Source organism: Kitasatospora setae KM-6054, assembly GCF_000269985.1.
Taxonomy (GTDB): Bacteria; Actinomycetota; Actinomycetes; order Streptomycetales; family Streptomycetaceae; genus Kitasatospora; species Kitasatospora setae.
This window is the reverse complement of sequence record NC_016109.1, coordinates 8,745,067-8,764,037: the sequence shown is the minus strand read 5'-3', so window position 1 is coordinate 8,764,037 and position 18,971 is coordinate 8,745,067. Positions and strand designations below refer to the sequence as shown.

General features: G+C 71.3%; 13 protein-coding genes. 9 read left to right on the top strand and 4 right to left on the bottom strand.

Going from position 1 to position 18,971, the window contains the following annotated elements; translation table 11 throughout:
* The first annotated feature begins 96 nt into the window (after nucleotides 1-96).
* The 5 genes from KSE_RS37860 to KSE_RS37840 all read left to right on the top strand — a co-directional run bounded on the left by KSE_RS37860 (nucleotide 97) and on the right by KSE_RS37840 (nucleotide 10,031).
* Nucleotides 97-2,481 (top strand): Mu transposase C-terminal domain-containing protein, encoded by a 2,385-nt coding sequence (locus KSE_RS37860; RefSeq protein WP_148283035.1) that lies wholly within the window; start codon nucleotides 97-99, stop codon nucleotides 2,479-2,481.
* Complete coding sequence (locus tag KSE_RS37855; protein ID WP_014133189.1) at nucleotides 2,478-3,560, top strand: AAA family ATPase; 1,083 nt, start codon at nucleotides 2,478-2,480, stop codon at nucleotides 3,558-3,560. The genes KSE_RS37860 and KSE_RS37855 overlap by 4 nt, the downstream gene beginning before the upstream one ends.
* 169 nt (nucleotides 3,561-3,729) lie before the next feature.
* Nucleotides 3,730-6,912: a DEAD/DEAH box helicase gene (locus KSE_RS37850; RefSeq protein ID WP_014133190.1), complete on the top strand. Its 3,183-nt coding sequence runs from the start codon at nucleotides 3,730-3,732 to the stop codon at nucleotides 6,910-6,912.
* A 170-nt stretch (nucleotides 6,913-7,082) separates the two neighbouring features.
* Nucleotides 7,083-9,236: a P-loop NTPase fold protein gene (locus KSE_RS37845; RefSeq protein ID WP_014133191.1), complete on the top strand. Its 2,154-nt coding sequence runs from the start codon at nucleotides 7,083-7,085 to the stop codon at nucleotides 9,234-9,236.
* A 528-nt stretch (nucleotides 9,237-9,764) separates the two neighbouring features.
* A complete protein-coding gene (locus KSE_RS37840) occupies nucleotides 9,765-10,031 on the top strand; it encodes a hypothetical protein (protein ID WP_231873102.1) in 267 nt (88 codons plus the stop codon).
* 170 nt (nucleotides 10,032-10,201) lie between these two features.
* On the opposite strand, the gene KSE_RS37835 is transcribed toward KSE_RS37840, so the two are convergent.
* From KSE_RS37835 to KSE_RS37825, 4 genes are all read right to left on the bottom strand, one after another.
* Nucleotides 10,202-10,693 carry a hypothetical protein gene (locus tag KSE_RS37835; RefSeq protein ID WP_014133193.1) on the bottom strand — a complete coding sequence of 164 codons (492 nt, stop codon included), beginning with the start codon at nucleotides 10,691-10,693 and terminating at the stop codon, nucleotides 10,202-10,204.
* A 1,001-nt stretch (nucleotides 10,694-11,694) separates the two neighbouring features.
* The gene (locus tag KSE_RS42560; RefSeq protein ID WP_033258910.1) at nucleotides 11,695-11,964 is read right to left on the bottom strand and encodes a hypothetical protein; all 270 of its coding nucleotides are present in this window, start codon (nucleotides 11,962-11,964) and stop codon (nucleotides 11,695-11,697) included.
* A 531-nt stretch (nucleotides 11,965-12,495) separates the two neighbouring features.
* Complete coding sequence (locus KSE_RS37830; protein WP_014133196.1) at nucleotides 12,496-13,512, bottom strand: terpene synthase family protein; 1,017 nt, start codon at nucleotides 13,510-13,512, stop codon at nucleotides 12,496-12,498.
* Nucleotides 13,513-14,408: 896 nt separating this feature from the next.
* Nucleotides 14,409-15,689, bottom strand: coding sequence for a hypothetical protein (locus tag KSE_RS37825; protein ID WP_014133197.1), 1,281 nt, complete (start codon nucleotides 15,687-15,689; stop codon nucleotides 14,409-14,411).
* Between the two features lie 219 nt (nucleotides 15,690-15,908).
* Between KSE_RS37825 and KSE_RS37820 the strand changes: the two genes are divergently transcribed.
* From KSE_RS37820 to KSE_RS39215, 4 genes are all read left to right on the top strand, one after another.
* The gene (locus tag KSE_RS37820; protein ID WP_041293870.1) at nucleotides 15,909-16,676 is read left to right on the top strand and encodes a hypothetical protein; all 768 of its coding nucleotides are present in this window, start codon (nucleotides 15,909-15,911) and stop codon (nucleotides 16,674-16,676) included.
* A 68-nt stretch (nucleotides 16,677-16,744) separates the two neighbouring features.
* Nucleotides 16,745-17,542, top strand: coding sequence for a peptidoglycan-binding domain-containing protein (locus tag KSE_RS40695; protein WP_051055599.1), 798 nt, complete (start codon nucleotides 16,745-16,747; stop codon nucleotides 17,540-17,542).
* 164 nt (nucleotides 17,543-17,706) lie between these two features.
* Nucleotides 17,707-18,048 (top strand): hypothetical protein, encoded by a 342-nt coding sequence (locus KSE_RS37810; protein WP_014133200.1) that lies wholly within the window; start codon nucleotides 17,707-17,709, stop codon nucleotides 18,046-18,048.
* Nucleotides 18,045-18,899 carry a pentapeptide repeat-containing protein gene (locus tag KSE_RS39215; RefSeq protein ID WP_051055068.1) on the top strand — a complete coding sequence of 285 codons (855 nt, stop codon included), beginning with the start codon at nucleotides 18,045-18,047 and terminating at the stop codon, nucleotides 18,897-18,899. Before KSE_RS37810 ends, KSE_RS39215 begins: the two co-directional genes overlap by 4 nt.
* Nucleotides 18,900-18,971 lie beyond the last annotated feature (72 nt).

Here is an 18,971-nt window from a genome sequence, read left to right as displayed (position 1 = left end):
CGTACCGGCAGCGCGCCGGGCACGGACGACGATGACGGGCGGTGCGCCGGCCTGGAGCCGGGCGACACGGTCCGCTGGCACGGCGCCTCGTACCTGGTGGCCGCCCTGCAGGGCGGCCGGGTCCACCTGAGCGCCGCCGACGAGGACGGCGAGGACGCGGTCGCGCTGCTGTCGGCCGTCGTAGGTGCCCCGGACTTCGCGGTCCTGGACGACGCCGGCACGGAGCGGCCCGGAGCCCGGATCCCCGACGTCAGCATCCTGTCCCTGCTCACCCCGGCTGAACTGGTTGACGTCCGCGCGTGGGAGCGGCACCTGCGCGAGGCAGAGGAAGGCCTGCCGCCGGGTTGCGCACCCGACGCGCGGCCCCGGCCCGAGTACGACCCGGCCACCGTCTCCCGCAGCCAGCGGTTGGCCAGCAAGGAGCGCGAACTCAAGGCGCTGGGCTGGCGCAAGGTGTCGGTGGCGACCTTGGACCGGCGCTTGAAGGAGTACTCGGCCCAGGGCGTGGCGGCCCTGGTGAAGGTCGTCGCCGGAAAGCTCTACGGGAACACCGACGAGCGGATCGTCGCCCTGCTGCTGCAGGAGCTCAAAGACGGAGTCGAGGAGTCCTCCGGCTGGGGCACCCGCCTGCACGAGCGGCTGCAGGCCGGCCTGCGCGCGGCCTACCCCGAGGAGAACCTGAGGATCTCCCGCACCGGGTTCTACCGGCTGCTGAACAGCCTCGGCACCCGCACGGGCTCCCTGCGCGGGCCTGTACGCCGCCGCAGGGAGGCGGCGGGCTCCCCCGAGCCGCCGTGGACGCCCACACGGGCACGGATGCTCGGCGAGATGGTGCAGATCGACTCGACCGGCCTGGATGTGCTTGCGATCGGCGACGACGGCTACCCGGTCCAAGTCGAGCTGACCGCGGCTGTGGACGTGGCCAGCCGCAGCATCATCGGGGCACTGATCGTGCCCCGCGCTCCTGGCCGTGGGTACAAGGGCAAGCGGCTGGGCGGACGAGCGACCACCTCGTTCGACGCCACCCTCATGCTCGCGCAGGCACTCGCCCCCATGCCGGCCCGGCCCGGATGGTCGCCGCTCAGCAGGGCTGAGCTGTCGGATCTGCCCTACGCGGATCAGGTCGCCTGCGATCCGCGGATGGCCGGTGCCGCGGCGCGGCCGGTGATCCGCCCGAAGATGGTCGTCGTCGACCAGGGGAAGATCTACCAGGGCGAGCACTTCGAGGACGTGTGCACCTCGCTGGGGATCTCGATCAGGTCGGCGCGGGACAACACCGGCCCCGACAAGGCGATCGTGGAGGCGACGTTCTCCGCCTTGAAGAAGCTGTTCAGCCAGTACGTGGCCGCCTACACGGCACGGGACCTGGCCCGGCGCGGCAAGTACGTGGCCGAGGGGCCGATGTGGCGGCTCAACGAGCTGCAGGACCTGCTGAACGAATGGATAGCGCTGCACTGGCAGCAGCACCGCCACGAGGGGTTGCGCAGCCCGAACCTGCCCGGTGTGGTACTCACCCCCAACCAGATGTACGCGGCTCTCGTGGCATGCGAGGGGTACGCGCCGCTGCCCTTGTCGCCGTCGCAGTCGCGCAAGCTGCTGCTCTGCGAGTGGCGGCAGGTCGGCGACAAGGGCGTGCGGGTCGGCAACCGCACGTACAACAGCGCCGCGCTCCAGGCATACAACAAGCAGCCCTCCGGGGTGCGGGGGCAGGGCAAGAGGTGGCCGATCCGCTTCGACCCGTACGCGCCGCACTATGTGTGGCTGTTCGACCAGCGCCAGGAGCAGCTCGGCAAGGACCCGTGGGTGGAGGCCGAGTTCATCCACCAGGACCTGATCGACGGCGAGTGGTCCCAGTACCTGTGGCAGACCGCGGAGCAGGCCTTCCTCAATGCGGGCGGCCCGGAGGAGCACGAGCAGCGGGAGCGCGACATCGCCTTGGCCGTGTCGGAGTTGCGGGAGCGGGCGCGGCGCGGGCCGCTCGACGAGGCACCCGCCGCACGGGCCTGGCGGCGGGCGGGCGCAGCTCGGCGGCTGTGGCGCCGGCCGGGCCGGCCGTTCACCGGGCCTCAGCCGGCGGTGCGCCCGCCGGATCCGGACAGGTACGCCAGCATCAGTGTCCCCGACCCGGCCACGATCGTGCCGGCCCGCTCGTTGGAGAATCCCGCGCAGTTCCTCTTCCCTGATCAGGACGCCGGGCCGCGGCTGTCCGGCGACGCGGGCGTGCTGGTGACTGCGGGCGAGCCGGTCGCTGTTCCCGACACGGACGAGCGTCCGCCGCAGAACGCAGAACCGCCGGCGGATCCCGGAGTGGACATGACGACTGGGACTGGGAAGGAGCCGCGGCTGGTGGCACAGCGGCGCGGTTCCACGGGTGGCATCGCCGATCTGTTCCTCAGCGGCCTGCCAGCCCCGGCCGATGCCTCCGATCCTGCTCCCCCGCCCCGGGCAGCGGCCGGCTCCACCGACGAGGAGGATTCGTGAACGACACCACACGGCAAGGCACCGCACCCGCGCCGGCCGGGACATCCCCGCTGCCGGGCGGGCCGTTCGATCCGGGGCCGCTGACGACGAAAGAGGGCTTCCGGGCACAGGCCCGGCGCACCTACGGCCCGCCCGACCTGCAGGACTGCGCTCCGCTCGGCACGAAGGTGACGCTGTCGGACCCACGGCTGGTCTATCACGGCCGGCTGCTGCCGGTGGTGACCGACGATGTGGGCGCAGCCCTGAAGCAGGCCCGCAGGTTGCTGGTGAAGAACCTGACGACCGGTAACGGGCGCGGGCCGAACTTCGTCGTCGACGGCCCGCGCCTGAGCGGGAAATCGTTGCTGGCGGCGCTGATCGCCCTCGGATTCCATGCCTTGGTCGACGAGTTGTACGGGCCCGACCCGGACCGGCATCCGGTGGTGTACATCAACGTGCCGCACGACCGCAGCGACGATCTGCACTGGTCGCTGCCGTTCGCGGACTTCCTCGGGATCGAGCACTCGCGCTCTCCCGAGACGATGAACCATCGGCCGGTCGACATGACCGAGCCCATCGTGCGGGTCATGCAGCGTGCCGGCACCCGGCTGGTCGTGGTCGACGGTGTCGAGTACATCAGGAGCAGCGAGCGGCAGACCGCGTTCGACTACCTCCTGCGTCTTCAGGACAGGCTGCCCCGCGTCACGTTCCTGTTCTGCGGCATCGGTGCGCGGGAGATCATCAGGGCGGGGTACGGCGACCACCGGAGCCAGGCACCGGCCGCGGGCACGCACGCGCCGCGGCCCCACATTGCCTTCCCGACCCTGTGGGTGCGGCCCGTCCCCTACACCGACGCCGAGCCCGAGCAGTGGCACAGGGTGCTGGGCAAGGTCGAGGAGAACCTCCGCCTCTACAAGCACAAGCCCGGAACCCTGCGCGACCTCGCCGCCTACCTCCACGGGCGTACCGACGGCTCCATGCATGTCCTGGACCAGCTCATCTGCCAGGCTGCCCAAGCCAGCATCCTGGAGGGGACCGAGGAGATCGACAAGGACCTGCTCGACTCGGTCCTGACCGGCTACGACGACCCCGCGCACTGACCGGCCCCGTCTCCGTGTCGGCACGTATCGCCGGTGCGGGGGCAGGCCCGCGGGATCCGGGCCCGTCCGCTCTGGCCGTGCCTTCGAAGCCCGGCCGCCCCCTGTGCGGGAGAAAGACCAGTCCGCACGACCGCACGTTCGACCTCCCTCTCCGAAGAAGGCGCGGCGCATGTACACGAGCACCGAGGTGTGGGCCGATCCCGCGAAGTACGAGAAGAACCATGTCCGCCAACTCCTCGTCCCTGCGAGCGAGTTGGATGTCACTGAGAGCGGCGGGGCGAAACGGGTGCACAGCGTCTTCGGAAGCTGGCCGGCCGTCGACGCGGCGCACGACGTACCGCAGGAGGCCGAGGCGCTGACGGCGGTGCTCCCCGCCGGCGCGTCCTCGGGCGTGGTGGGCTGGCGGGGCAGCCTGGCCCGCACCGGTCCCGACAGCGTCAGGCGGTCGCTGCGCGGCTCCATCGGCTACCGCCCCCACGACGAGCCGGGCAGCCTGCGCCGCCCCCAACTCGGCGCGCTGCACGCCGTCATGGCTCACTGGGTCTCCGGACTGCCCGATCCGGGTGTGGTGGTGATGCCGACCGGCACGGGCAAGACGGAGACCATGCTCGCCGTGCTGGTGGCCGGCCGGGTGGAACGGCTCCTGGTCCTGGTTCCCAGTGCTGCGCTGCGCGACCAGCTCGCCGGGAAGTTCGAGACGCTGGGCGTCCTGCAGCGCGAGCGCATCGTGTCGGCCGGCGCGCTGCGCCCGTGTGTGGGCCGGCTGGAGCACTCCTTCAAGGACCCGGACGAGGCTGCCCGGTTCGCGCAGGCCTGCAATGTGGTCGTGGCCACCCCTCAGGTGCTCAACGCCTGCTCGCCGGCCGTCCGGGCGAAACTGCTGGGCGCTTTCTCCCACCTGATCGTCGACGAGGCCCACCACGCCCCCGCCGCCACCTGGGCACGCGTGATCGACACGTTCGCCGACCGGCCTGTCCTGCTGTTCACCGCGACCCCGTTCCGGGAAGACGGCCGGCGCCTGCCGGGGCGCGTCATCTTCCGCTTCCCGCTCCGGGAGGCGCAGCGCGACGGGATCTTCGGGCGGATCAACTACCGTGCCGTCCTGGGGCTGCGGGACACCGACCGGGAACTCGCGGAGGCCGCGGTGGAGCGGCTGCGCAGCGATCTGGACGCCGGGTTCGACCACCTGATGATGGTGAGGGCGGAGAGCATCCCGAAGGCGGAGGAAATCGTCGAGATCTACCGGGAGCTGGCTCCCGGGTTCGCGCCGACGGTGGTCCATCAGAACGTGGGCGCCCGCCGCCGCACCGCCGCCGTGCGGGCGCTGCGGGACCGCAGCTGCCGCATCATCGTCTGTGTCGACATGCTCGGGGAGGGCTTCGACGAGCCGGCGCTGAAGATCGCCGCCATGCACGCGGCGCGCAGGAGCCTGAGTCCGATGCTGCAGTTCATCGGCCGCTTCGCCCGGGCCCGCAAGGACCTGGGCGAGGCAACCGTCTTCGTCGCCCAGGAACCCGGCGCCGGCGTGTCGCCGCTGCGCCAGCTGCTGCGGGAGGACGCCGACTGGAACCTGCTGCTGGACCGTCTGACCGACGGCGCCGCGTCGAGCGCCGAGGAGACCAGCGCCTTCGACGCCACGTTCGCCGATGCCCCGGACGATGTCGCGGTCAGCGTCCTGGAGCCGAAGATGAGCGCCGTCGCCTATCGCGCGGCGAGCGGGCAGTGGAATCCGGAGGCCGCGCTCGGCCTGTTCCGCAAAAACGCCCGGGTCCTCGACGAGACCGTCGCCACCGGCGGCCAGGACAACCCGGTCGCGTGGTTCGTCGTCGAGCACCGCACCGCCGTCCGCTGGGGCGCGCCACAGGCACTTGAACAAGTCGTCTACGAGCTCTACATCCTGTACTTCGACGTCGCCCGGCGGCTGCTGTACATTCACGGCTCGGAGAAGTCCGGGGCCTACAAGGAACTCGCCGAGGCAGTGCTGGGGCCGGACTGCGAACTGATCAACGGGGCGCGCACCTACCGGGTGCTGGCCGGGGTGGACCGGCTCATCCCCAGCAACGTGGGGCTCAAGGACGCCCGCAACCACTTCACCAGGTTCTCCCTGCACGTCGGCAGCGACGTCTCCCAGGGCTTCGACACCTCCCAGGAGCACAAGAGCCAGACCCACATCGCCGCGTCCGGGTTCGAGAACGGCGAGGGCGTCTCCATCAGCGCCGCCTACGCCGGGCGGTTCTGGACCCCGACCACCGCCCCCGACCTCAAGGCCTGGACCGACTGGTGCGACCACCAGGGCAGCAAGCTCCTGGACGACAGCATCAACGTCGAACGGGTCTTCGACGGATTCATCATCCCCGAGGACATCGACGAACGACCCGAGTACGTCCTACTCGCAGTGCAGTGGCCCTGGCAGATCCACACCGACGCCGGCAGACGGCTCACCGTCCACCACGACGGCCGCTCCTGCTCGATGACCGACATCGACTTCGAGGTCGACGACCACTCCCCCACCGGCCCGTTCCGCTTCTCCCTCGTCAGCACGGCCTGGCGCATCCCCTACCAGGCCGACTACGAGAACAGGCGCCTCGTCTACCGCCCCCTGGGCTCGGATGCGAAAGTGCGCAGCAGCACCCGCGGCACGCAGGCGCTGCCGCTGCAGGCATGGCTGAACATCCACCGTCCCGAACTGTTCCTGGAGGGCGACCGCCTCATCGACGACGAGGGCCGACTGCTCAACCCCCGTTACGCCCGGCTCCCCTTCGACACGAGCGGGTTCGTACCGCTGGCCTGGCAGGGCGTGGACCTCACCAAGGAGTCCCAGGGGCCCGAACGCCGCCCGGACTCCATCCAGTTCCACATGTCGGCGCACCTGCGTGCATCAAGCGCCTTCGACGTCCTCATCGACGACGACGGCCCCGGCGAGGCTGCCGACCTCGTCGGCCTGCGCGTCGTCGACAACAAGTACCTCGACATCACACTCGTGCACTGCAAGTACACCAAGGCCGCCGCAGGCCGCCGCGTCAAGGACCTGTACGAGGTGTGCGGCCAGGCCGTCCGCAGCGCCAAATGGCGGCGCGGCAGGACGCTCTCCCTCCTGGACCACCTGCGCGACCGCGCCCAGAAGTACACCGCGCGCACCGGCATCTCCCCGTACGAGATCGGCGGCCCCAGGGAACTCCTCGCGATCCACGACATCGCACGCACCCTCATCCCCCGCTTCCACACCGTCGTCGTCCAACCCGGCCTCCAGGCCGAACACGCCACCCACGACCAACTGCTCCTGCTCGCCGGAGCAGAGCAGTACGTCCGGCACGCCACTGCCGGCGACTTCGCCGTGTACTGCAGTCCCTGACCCCGTTCACAGCACCGCTGGCTGACCACCCCACACCGGTGGAAGCGCCCCTTCCGTTCCGACCAGCAAGACCTCGCAGTCACCGGCCTCACACCCACCGGGCCAGTGGCTGCGAGGTCTTTGAAGGCATTCAGCCCTTCGACGGGCCTCTCCAGGAGCAGGATGCACGCATGGCCAACACGTTCTTCAACGACGACCCGGTCGACGGCAGCCCGGACGCCCCTGACCTGCTGGGGCACCAGAGATACGCACACCACGCCGTGGGCCTTCTGCAGGAGGTCCGCGGTCAGAGCGAGTCCGGCGTTCTTGCGCTGATCGGGCCCTGGGGGTCCGGGAAGTCCTCGGTCCTGCAAATGGTGCTGCGCAACCTCCGGCAAGGCCCGGCCGACGGTGTGTCATGGTCGGTGGCCGAGCTCAACCCGTGGCTCTACCCGGACCTGGACACCCTCACCATGGCCCTGTTCAGCGAGATCCGCGGCGCGCTGCCCAAAGACGACCAGTGGTCGGAGACGCGGAAGAAGATCGGCAACTTCGGCCAGGCCATCAGCCCCCTCGGCAAGGTGGGCGGGCTCCTCGGCCTGGACCCCAGCGAGGCCATCAAGGCCCTCTCCGAGCGGATCAGCGGAGACACCAGTCCATCAGCCGCCAAGGCGACCGCCAGCGAAGCACTGCGCAAGGCGGGACGCCCCGTTCTCGTGGTCATGGACGACCTGGACAGGCTGACGCCCCAAGAGCTGCTCCTGGTCTTCAAGCTGGTGCGCCTGGTCGGCAACCTGCCGAACGTCTACTACCTCATCAGCTTCGACGAGCAAACCCTCCTCGACGTCCTTCGGCGCAGCGACCTGGTGGGCGACTCCCAGCACCGGGCCAGCGAGTTCCTGGAAAAGATCATCCAGGTCAGGCTGGACCTGCCCGCCTTCCGCGAACGCGACGCCTCCGCACTTGTCGACCAATCCTTGAGCACCTTGCTCGAGTCGCATCAACTGGCACTGACCGAGCCCGAGGAACGGCGACTCGCAACCGCCTACTTCCAGTACCTGCAGGACCGGCTGCGCACACCGCGGGCGATCAAGCGCTACTTCGGCCAGGCCGCCGCATCCCTTCACGCCCTCGCCGGCGATGTCGACCTCGTCGACTTCCTCCTCGTCACCTTCCTGCGCACCAGCGAGCCCGGCGTCTACCGCCTGCTGAACCGCCACCGCGCCGAACTCACCGGCACCAGTTTCGATCCGGCCGCCAGGCGTGAGCGCCAGTCCGGGGAGCACACCCAGCGATGGCGCGAGCGGCTTGAGAAGGCCGGCGTCGCCCCTGATCACATGGAAGGAGTGCTCGGTCTGTTGGCCATGCTCTTCCCTCCGCTCGGGCAGGCGCTCGGCGGCGGTGGCGACGCGTCAGGCACCGCGCGGCGTCGCGGCATCGGCAGCAACGACTACTTCGACCGCTACGTCGCCTTCGGTATCCCCGACGACGACCTCTCCGAAGCCGCTCTCACCACGGGCCTCGATCAGTTGACGGCCGGAGCCCCCGGTCCGGAGGCGGCCGAACTCCTCCTGCGGCTGGACAACGACACCCAGCGCATCGGCCGGCGCATCAGGCAACGCATGGACGCCGGCACCCCGGTCCCCTCCACCGCGCTGCTGCTCGAACTGGCCGCCCGCTACGGCTCACTGACCGCACAAACCGAAGGCCTGCTCGGAGCGGACGTGAGCGCGCGCTTCCTCGCCCAGGACCTCTTCCGTAGCCTCCCGTCCGACGGGCGGGCAGAGGTCCTGCAGCGCATGGCAGCCACCCCGCAGGGGGCCATGCTGGCCAGCCGGGTCCTGTACGACGCGACGGAGCCCAGCAACAGCAAGCCTGCCTTCGCCCAGGAAGACGACGCCTGGGTCCAGGAAGCCCGCACCGGCCTGGTAGCGCGGCTGCGCCAGCATCTGGCGACGCCCGGATCCCGCCCCGCTGCCCATCTCAGCGACTCCGATGTCGATCTCATCTGGAACTGGCGCCACATCGACCACGCAACCGCCCGGGCCTGGATCCGCCAACGCCTTGACGACGGCACCTGGCAGCTCCTGCCCCTACTCACCAAGATCGTCCGCCCGCCCCGCACTCCCTGGGGCGCAGTGGACGCCGACACTCTGGCCAACCTCGATGCACTGATCGACCGTGCCGAGGTCTACACCGTCCTCGACCAGGCCCAGACCTCGCCCGACCCTGACCAGTCCCGGCTCCTCGAAGGACTCCGTCACGCCCGCGACCGCGACCGCGCCGAAGCCACCCAACAACCTGACAGCGGATCAGCAGAAGTGACCAACACTCAAGACACCTGACCGCTGAGCAGAACGCCAGCTCTGACCGCCGATTCGGGACGCTCCCGTCCCAGGTGGTCAGGGCTGGCGGACACCCACGCGGCACGGGGCTCAGGCGACCCCAGCCGGTCAGCGGACAGCAGCGGCAGGCCACCGTTGACACACCGAGCCGCAGGGCGGCCCTCGGCGGCAGCGCCGTTGCCTCAGGACGCGGACAATGAAACGGGGACAGCCCAGACCGACCCCCTTGCCGGTGAGCCACCGGACCGCAGTTCGACAGGCATCCCGCCGCCAGGCCGATCCGGTGAGCCGTCAAACCACCACGCTGGTATATAGATCGCACCAGGCACTCTGCAGGCTTGTCCCAGATGCTGCATAACAGCAGGTCAGAAACCACATACCCCGACCAGATCAGGGAAATTGGCAGCTCAGAGCCCTGGTACTTGTAGTCCCAGTTTTTGCAGAACCACAGCTCACAGCACTGCCATTGAATCCACCTACTCCAAAACTACTGGCGCTGAACACCCGGTGGACCGGGTGGAGGTGCGCGTGGTGGTGCCGGGTGAGGCGGGGCGCCGCCTGGCGGCGTTGGCCGCGGGGTTGGGGTGGAGCGCGGAGCGGGTGCTGGCGGTGCTCGCCGAGCACGCCCAGGTCGACGACGACGGCCTGGTCCACGTTCCCCCGGTCGCGGTCACGGCGGCGCCGCCCGGCCTGGAGCCGCCCCCGGAGCGGGCGCCGGTGGTCTACCGGGAGCGGCCGCGGTTCGGGCGCGACGAGGGCGGCGAGGGCTACGGCGGCCCGGCGCTGGACTGGTAGGAGCGGGCAGCAGGCGGCGGGGCCGTCACCGGCTGGTGGCAGCCCCGCCTGTCTGCGCCGGTGAGTTTTGGCCCCACCAGAACGGGTTCGTCTGGTCCCATTTTTAGGCCGTCCGGGTGGCGGCCCGGGGCAGTGTCGAGAAGGAACGGGTTGGAGTGGCCCCACCCGTGTCACTCGTCGCTGGGCTCAAGGGGGTGGGGAAGTGGCTCCCACTCGGGCAGCCAGTCGGTGGCCGTCTGGCCGGTCAGCGCAAGGTGGAACCAGTCGCTGAAGCCGAGGTCAGTGTCGTGCCAGTCCGCCCAGCCACGTCGGAACGCCGAGACCGTCCAGGACCCGTCCCCGCGGGGAACGAGGAACAGCTGGTCGCCTTCGACCGTGTTCCCCCAGACCAGGGCACCGCCCGGGGTTGGCAGCACCGCGTGGGGAACCGTCCGGGTCGCCTCCAGCATGCGGCCCATGCGGTCGGCGTAGCTGCGGAGCTTCCGGGCCCCGCAGAAGTAGAGGTAGTCCGAGATCAGCGCGTCGCCGTACGCGCCGGCGATCGCGATGAAGTCCTCGGGCAAGGTGATCGACCAGGAGGCAGCGATCTCCTTGATCAGATGCCCTTCGTCCTGCCGGACAGGAGCCCCGAGCAAGGGCAAGAAATCGCTGACGGTCTTCATCTGGTCCCCTGCCCGCGGGACGGCCCCGCTCCTCAAGTCGGCACCGCTCACTGCCGCCGACCGCCCAGACAGTAGCCGAGAGGTCCGACTGATCCTGCAACCGGTACGACTGTCGTCCATGCGTACTTGCCCCGTTGACCGCCTGGTGGGGCCAACTTAAACCGTTCCTCGGTGGGGCCACTTGCAGCCGTCACCCCGGGGCCAAGAAACACCGTCCTGGACACCCGCCGCTTCGCTGTGCGGGCCCTGGCCCGGCGGGGTGCTGAGCGGCCGTCAGCGGGCCGTACGGGGCCGGGACGGGGCGCGGCAGGGGTCAGTGGTTATCTTGGGCGGCCCGGAGCCGTTGGCCACATGAGGAACAGCGCCTGTAGGCGCCTGTGGCTAACCGATATCTGGGGGCTCATGAGGCACACGCGGCACGGGTCGAGGCCGAACGTTTCGGTCGAAAAGTTTGGAACGTCAGTGCGAAGATTTTCGACCGAAATGCTTCCGCCCGGACTTGGGGCTGCTGCTGACCAATCGGCCGGACGGCGCGCCACCATGGAGTTGTGGCACGTGTCCGGTACTGCGCGAGCTGCGGCGGCCGGCTCCCCCGGGGAGCCTCGTCCCGGCGCCGGTACTGCGACGACGCCTGCCGGGCCCAGGCGTACCGGGACCGCAAGGCGGAACAGCGCCGCCTGGACTTCCTGACCCTGCTCGGGCAGGCCCACTACGCCAGTCACCGACGGCTGATCCGGGCGCTGACCTGTCCGGTCTGTGGGCGCGCGACCATGGCCAGGGCGAGCCGGCGGCGCGATGCCGTCTACTGCTCCGGTCGGTGCCGGTCCCGCGCCTGGCGTCAGCGGGCTTCCCGCCGAGCCCGGTCGGCAGCGTGACGTCGAGCCGTCACGAATCAACCCCGTACTGACCGGTATGACGCCTGCGCGTCACGGTACGCCCCCAAACTATTCGGCCGAACAGTTTGCGCCGGCCAGGCAGTGCCTCATGTGCCTACATGGCGATCACTGGGGCTGATCTGCGGGAACGCCAACCAGCCCCAGATAACCGTCGGGCTCGGCGAGGAACCCGTGCCCGAGGGGTCGGCGGGCGCGCGGGACGGGCCCGGACGGCCCGGCGTCCGGCCCCGGCCCCGGTTCCGGGTCGGGATGCGGCTGCGGGTCGGGGTGCGGGGCGCGCTCGATCGGCAGGAGGCGGGGGCGGCCGGCGGCGGCCTGGCCGCCGTCGTCGTCGGGCGCGGTGCCGGGAAGGTGGAGTGGTCGACGGTCGGTCATGGACCCAGTCTCCCCCGGCGATGGGCACCCGGGCCCGAACGCCGGCCGGAGGACGGCCGGGCCGCCGCCGGCCCGGGAGAATGAGGCCCATGACCTCTGCTCCCCGCCTGCCCCGCGGGCTCACCGCCCTCATCCCGATCACCGGGGCCCCGACCACGCCCGCCGAGCGGGCCGCCGCGCAGCTGCAGATGCTGCGCACCGCGACGGTGCCGGTGCCGGTCCTCGCGGCCGCCCTGGAGTTGCTGGGCCTGCTGCTGGACGAGGACGACCCGACCCCGGTGGCGGCGGTGCCCGCGCCGACGTCCGCGCCCGCCTGCAGAGCGCGATCGAGGACTCCGCGCTGTAGCACCGCACGCCTTCCGCCGGCGCGGGCACCGCCGCCACCGGGGTCGGGGCGCTCTACGGGGTGTCGCCCTGCCACATCCAGCGGCCCGCCGCGTCGGGCTCGTAGATCGAGCGGCCGCCCGGGTAGGCACAGCGATCATCGAATCCGCCTGCGCGAATGGACCACGGTAAGCATCCCGGCCATATCTATATTCCCAGAGAGGAGGTCGTCGGGGTAGCCCGTGGATCGGCCGCGGACTGGAGGTCGTCGACGGCATACCGTTCGACCGAGGAGTGCCAAACGAGCTGCCCGCTCAGGTTGGCGGCGACGTTGGCCGCGTAGTCGACTGCGGCCTCGCGAGCCCGTGACGGCAGGGCTTGCCTGTCGAGTTCTTCGAGGAGTTCCTGCCGGGCTTGCAGCACCGTGTGGAGCTGGGCTTCGACGAGGACCGCCACTTGGTCCACCGCTTCCTGCAGCGAGCAGCCCTGTGCTTCTCGGATGATGGTGACCGCGTTGTGCTGGTACCCGACGAGGGTCTCCCGTTCGACGGAGAAGACGTCGTTCACCAACGCGATGTGCAGCGCGCCGGCCCGGCGCAGTTTGTTCATCGGGCCGCAGGTTCGTACGGAGCCGGGCAGGAAGATCGGAAGGCGCAGTTCGTCGAGGTCCCAAAGCCAGGGCATGCCGACCGAGTACATCCTGCGGTCGAGGTAGTCGTCGAGGCGGAGTCCGGCGCCGTGGGCGTTGAGGCCGGCCTCGGTTGTGTAGGTCTGGAGGAACGCCTCGAAGTGCCCAATGAAGGCATCGCACCAGGTAGCGGGCCGTCCGAGGGCGGTCTCCTGCCACAGGGCGCCCAGGGCCCGGGCGGTCGGTGACCGCCCGGAGACCGGGAGTCCGTGCAGGGTGCCGCGCAGCTCGTCGATGGCTGTCATCCGGGCCGGCAGCCGCTCCGCGGTGTCGTCCTCGTCGATCTGGTCGTCGATCCGGAAGGTCAGCGCGATCCATTTCAGACCGATCGTCAGTGTGTCGAGGTCGGCGCGGGGCCACACATACGCCCCCGAGAGGTCGGCTCCCGTGCGCCGCATCCTGTCGCGTGCCCGTTCTGTGGGCGCGAGGCCGTTTGCGTCGATCCACTCCCACATCGCCCGGGACGCCTCCTCCAGGTGCGGATTGCACTCCAGGGGGAAGGGGACGTAGAAGTCCGGTATCTCGAACTCGGCCATGAGCACTCCATCTGCTTGTCCGGCACAGATCAGGAAAGCTGTCCAGACCCAGGCTGAACACCCCGCTTCACCAGGCGCGATCGGCCGTCCACGCCCGACAGCTACCTGCGCTGCCGATCGGCCGATCGGCCCTTTCAAGATCAATCTCAGCGTTAGTGGCTGTACCGCTGATACTCGCCCCTCGGAGCCCGTGTCAGTGAGTGAGGAGAGGAAGGGGTGGCGGGCAAGGATTTTCTTGTGCTGGTTGATCGACGCGATGACGGGCAGCATGAGGAGCGCCTCCTGGAAGGAGTCACCCCGGTGGGAGCGGGTCTGTACACAACCGCCCGGCCCCGTCGATTCTCGGTGGCCGGCCTCTCCACCGGACAGCCTCGGACGAGGGCCATAGCGTCAAGATTGACGGGCCGCCAAGAGCACTCGAACGGAGGGCGAGCCGGCCGGCCGCCGCCAGGCGGGCGGCGGGCGGGCGGCGGGCGGGCAGCGGGCGGGCGGCTGCCGCGGCGCCCCCGACCGCCCGGCACCGGCTCCTGTCCGAGAGCGGCCGCACCCAGGAGGCACGGACCCGCGCTGCCGGGGCAGGCGTGCGGTGCGGCGGACAGGCCCGGCCGGCTCCCCCCTGGGCCGGGCCCCGCCGCACCGCACCGGACCGGGGCCGCAACAGCCCGGCCCGACCGAACGGGAAGTTCAAGAAGTGGTTCCCCTTGACGGAGGAGCCGCGCTCCGGAAACCGGATTGGCAGCCGCGCCCCTCAGGACAGGAGGCGCGACGGCGGGCCAGACGGGCACCGCCACCGGCTGGCAGGAACAACCGGGGACGGGGCGGCGAGACGGCCCCGGTGCCCGACCCGGCGGGGCGGTGAGCGGCCCCCGGCGGCCCGGTGCGGGGGCGGGATCCGGTCAGTAGACGAAGGTGACCTGCCGGCCGGTGCCCGGGGTGTTGAACTTCGGGGTCGGGCTCCCGGTGGGGAAGTCCAGGAAGCAGACGGAGTACGTCGTGCCGGGGTTCAGCTTCACCGCGATCTTCGCTTCCCTGCGGGCCTGGGGCACCGTCGCGGTGACCTTGGTCCAGGCGACGGCGTGGTCGGTGGGGTAGACGGCGGTGCCGCTGCCGTCCTTCAGCCACAGGTAGAGGTCGACGCTCAGCGGCCGGGCGGCGGACTGGATGTAGCCGATCATGTAGAGGTCGTCGCCCGAGCGGCGGTAGCAGACGTCGACCGATGCCTGGTGGTCGGTGTAGGCCTCCACGGGGCCGCGGCAGTGCTCGCCGGTGTCGGCGGGGACCGCGGCCGCAACGCCCGCGGAGGCGGGGGCGGAGGCCGGCGGGCTGGGTACCGGCGACGGAGTCGGGGAGGCCGACGGCGAGGACGGTGGGCTCCCCGGGGCCGAGCCGGACGGCGCGCGGCTCGACGGCGGGGCGGTGGACGGCGCCGGACTCGACGCGACGGGGCCGGAGGGGAGGGGCGCGGCCGGGCCGGAGGCGGCGGGCGCCGAGGCACCGGCCGACTCGGCGGCCTCGGCGGACCCGACGTCCGGAGACCTGCCGTACCAGCCGATGAGGCCCACGACCACGGCCACCGCGGCGGCACCGGCTCCGATCCTCACCCGGGAACGCCGGCCCTTGACGGGCCCCCGGCGCCGCAGCCCCCGCGGCAGGACGACCGGCTCGGACACCGGCTCGGGCTCGACCACCGGCCCCAGCACCGGCACGGGTTCGGGCACCAGCACCGGCTGCAGCTCCGGCACCGGCACCGGCACGGCTGCGGCCTGGTCGGTGGCGGCTGCTCTGCGGCCGAGGACCTTCCTCGCCCGCTGCCTCCAGCGGTACTGCTTGCGCAGTCCGGTGCAGGCCCGGTCGATCGCGCGGCCGAGCTCGATCAGGTCCGCCGCTTCCCGGCCGGTGAGCTCCAGGCGCGCCGCGACCACCCGGGTCTCCAGCGCCGTGGGCAGGGCCCGGTCCGTATGCAGGATCCCGCTCCCGTGCTTCCAGTGGGACGCCTTCGTCGGGGAGATGCTCACCTCCGGCGTCCGTACCGCGATCCGGTCCTGATTCCACCCCTTGGCCTCGATGCGCTCCCACACCTGTCTCGCCCAGCGGTCCATGTCGTCGGCGAGCGCGAGTACGGCCGCCACGAAGGCCGGGTCCTCCGCCTCGTAGTCCGGGTCCTTGTCGGTTCCCACGGTGTCCGCAACCCCTCCTGAAATCTCCACTGAAACGGTGAAAGCACTGGTCACGGCGGTGCGGGTTTCAGTGAAACCCGACGCCCCCCGCAGGTACTTCACCGCCGCCCCACTCCTGGCCAGGATCGGTTGCAGCGGTGCGCCGGACGCACCGCCAACTACCCCGATCCCCTGTGCGCGCCCCCGCGCGCCCATTTCCGCATGCCGTCAGGAGAAGCCATGAACACCTCGTCCCAGCAGCACACCACCGCCCCCGCGATGCCCGTCCAGCCCGCGCCGGCCGGCTGGCCCGTGCCGCCCCAGCCCGCGTACGCGCCGACCGTCCCGCCGGCCGTAGCGCAGCCGCTGCCCCCGCGCCAGGGCGCCGGTGCGCCGCCGCGCTCGGTGGCGCGTACGCGGATCGTACTGATCGCGGCGGCGATCGCGAACCTCGTCCTGGCCCTGGCCGTGCTCCTCCAGGCCCAGGCCGAGCTCGACTCCTACGCCGCCTACCGCGGCGCGTGGTTCGCGGGCGCGCTCTCCGGCCAGGAGCAGGCCGCCCAGGCCGCCGTCGGCTTCGCGCAGCTCGCCCTGGTGTGGACCGCGCTGCACGCGGCCGGCGCCCTCGCCCTGGCCGTCCGGCTCGGCCGGGGCCGCGGCGGGCTGCACCGCGCGGTGGTCGTCTTCGGCGCCTGGCAGTGCCTGATGGGCGCCCTGACCCTCGCGGTCGGCTCCGAGGCCGGCGCCGCCGCGGTCCTCCAGGCGCTGGCCACCCTCGCCGGCGGCGCCCTCACCGCCTGGTACGCCACCCGCCCCGACACCACCGCCGCGGTGGTCGTCTTCGGCGCCTGGCAGTGCCTGATGGGCGCCCTGACCCTCGCGGTCGGCTCCGAGGCCGGCGCCGCCGCGGTCCTCCAGGCGCTGGCCACCCTCGCCGGCGGCGCCCTCACCGCCTGGTACGCCACCCGCCCCGACACCACCGCCTGGGCCCGCCGCCCCCGCCCCTGAACCCCGGACCTTCCCTACTCCCCGACCCCGAACGCCCTTTCCCATACCGAGACAAGGAACCCATGACCATGAACGCGACCTCGGCCCTGGCCGCAGCAGGCAGGAACCGCTACGTCCGGATCCTCCTCGCACTGCTCGCCGCGGTGCTGGTCCTCACCGGCCTCGCCGCCGCCGTCCCCGCGCCCACCGCCACCGCCGCGGCCAAGCCGTCCTCGAAGGCGCGGGCGGACCGTGAGGAGGTGAAGGAGATCCAGCGGCGCCTGGTGGCCCACGGCTACCCGGTCACCGTCGACGGCTCCTACGGCGCGCGCACCCTCTACGCCGTCCAGGACTTCCAGCGCGACCACGGCCTCGCCCCGACCGGGCTCGTCCACGACTTCGCCCCGACCGGGTTCGACACCAACACCACCTTCTTCGCCCTGCTCGCCCCGCCCGCGAAGAAGTCCTCCGGCGCGCCGGCGAAGCTCACCAACAGCCAGGCCATCTCCCGGCTGCGCGCCGCCGGCGTCGACTGGCACTCCAGCAAGGACTGCACGGACCAGGGCAAGTACGGCTGCACGAGCTTCACGAAGATGCTCGCCCCCACGCTCGACCTCGCCATCGAGCTGAAGAAGCGCAGCGGCTGCGACGTGACGGTCACCGGCGGCACCGAGGTCGGTCACAGCACCGTGGGCGCCCGCATCCACGGCACCGGCTACAAGATCGACGTGCGGCCCAACCCGTGCCTCGACAAGTTCATCACCAACAACCTGTTCCGCGGCGAGGACCGCAGCAGCGACCCGCGCTGGCTGACCCACGACGCCGAGTACGTCCTGGAGCACCCGCAGAAGGGCGCCGTGCACTGGGACATCAAGTACACCCTGTGACCGTTCGCTGTCCGGGCCCGGACAGCGAACGGCGGGGCCGCCACCGAGTCGGTGGCGGCCCCGCAGTTGTGCTGTGATCTGGGGCGGTAACGGGGCCGTTGCGGTGTCAGGTCGGTTGGGGGGAGTGGCTGCGGGGGTGTGTCGTCGGTGGGTACGGTCCGCTCATGTCTTGGTGGGACGCGGCCCTGTGGGGCCTGGCTGGTGGTGGGGCGGTCGGGGTGCTGTCCTTGATGACGGCGATCAGGGAGGCCGGTGCCCGCTGGCCTTGGCGCAAGGGGGAGATGTGGCCCGAGCTGACCCATATGGCCGGCGGCCTGGTTCTGGGCGCACTGGTGTCCGCCGCCGCCAGCAGTCAGATCAGCGGCCCGTGGCCGGCGTTCATCTTCGGTGTAGGGGCACCGGCCACGATCCGCGGTCTCCTGTCGGGGGTCCAGGTGACCGCCCGACGCCTTGAGGTCCTCGACTCCCCCGTTGACGATCCGAACACGGAAGGTGAATCGCCGTGAGGGCCTACGTTGACAGCTTCCTGGGCCGTGCCGCCGCCGCGTCGGTCTCCCGCCGTCCGTGGCTGCGTATCACTGTCTCTCCCTGGTGGGCCCGCGTTCTGATCGCGGCCGGCGCGCAGGCGCAGCCGGCGGTCTCCCCGGCCGCGAATCCGCGTCCTCTCGACTCGGACTCCCCCGGCGCTGAGGCGGCCCGCACAAGCTCGCGAATCGTGGAAGGCCTCCATGTACACCCCGGCGTGGACCTGACCGGCGCGGACTTGACCGGCGTGTACCTGAGCGGCGCGAACCTGCGCGGCGCGTACCTGACCGGCGCGAACCTGCGCGGCGCGTACCTGACCGGCGCGAACCTGCGCGGCACGAACCTGCGCGACACCTACCTGGCCAGCGCGGACCTGCGCGATGCGGACCTGCGCAATGCGGACCTGCGCGACGCGGACCTGCGCGACGCGAACCTGACCCGCGCGGACCTGAGCGGCGCGAACCTGCGCGACGCGGACCTGACCGCCGCGGACCTGAGCGGCGCGGACCTGACCGCCGCGGACCTGACCCGCGCGAACCTGCGCGCCGCGTACCTGAATGGTGCGAACCTGACCCGCGCGGACCTCAGCGGCACGGACCTGAGCGGCGCGAACCTGACCGGCGAGAGCCGAATCGGGCAGGTAGGGGGTATGGGTCCTGGTCGTCCCACACTGCTTGTCAATGTCACCTGGTCGGACGAGACACAGTGGCCGGACGACGTTGGATCGGATATGCGCCGACGGTCGGAACCGCTCGGCGACGGGCGCTACCGGGTACTGGGCTCGGGGAACAGCGACGCGGAGCTCGGCGTCTCCCCAGTACCTGTGCGCTGAGCGGGAGACCGTTCCGCCGCACGGAGGCCAGCCGCGCCAAGGGACCGGGTCGGCGCTGGCTCAGGGGCTGGG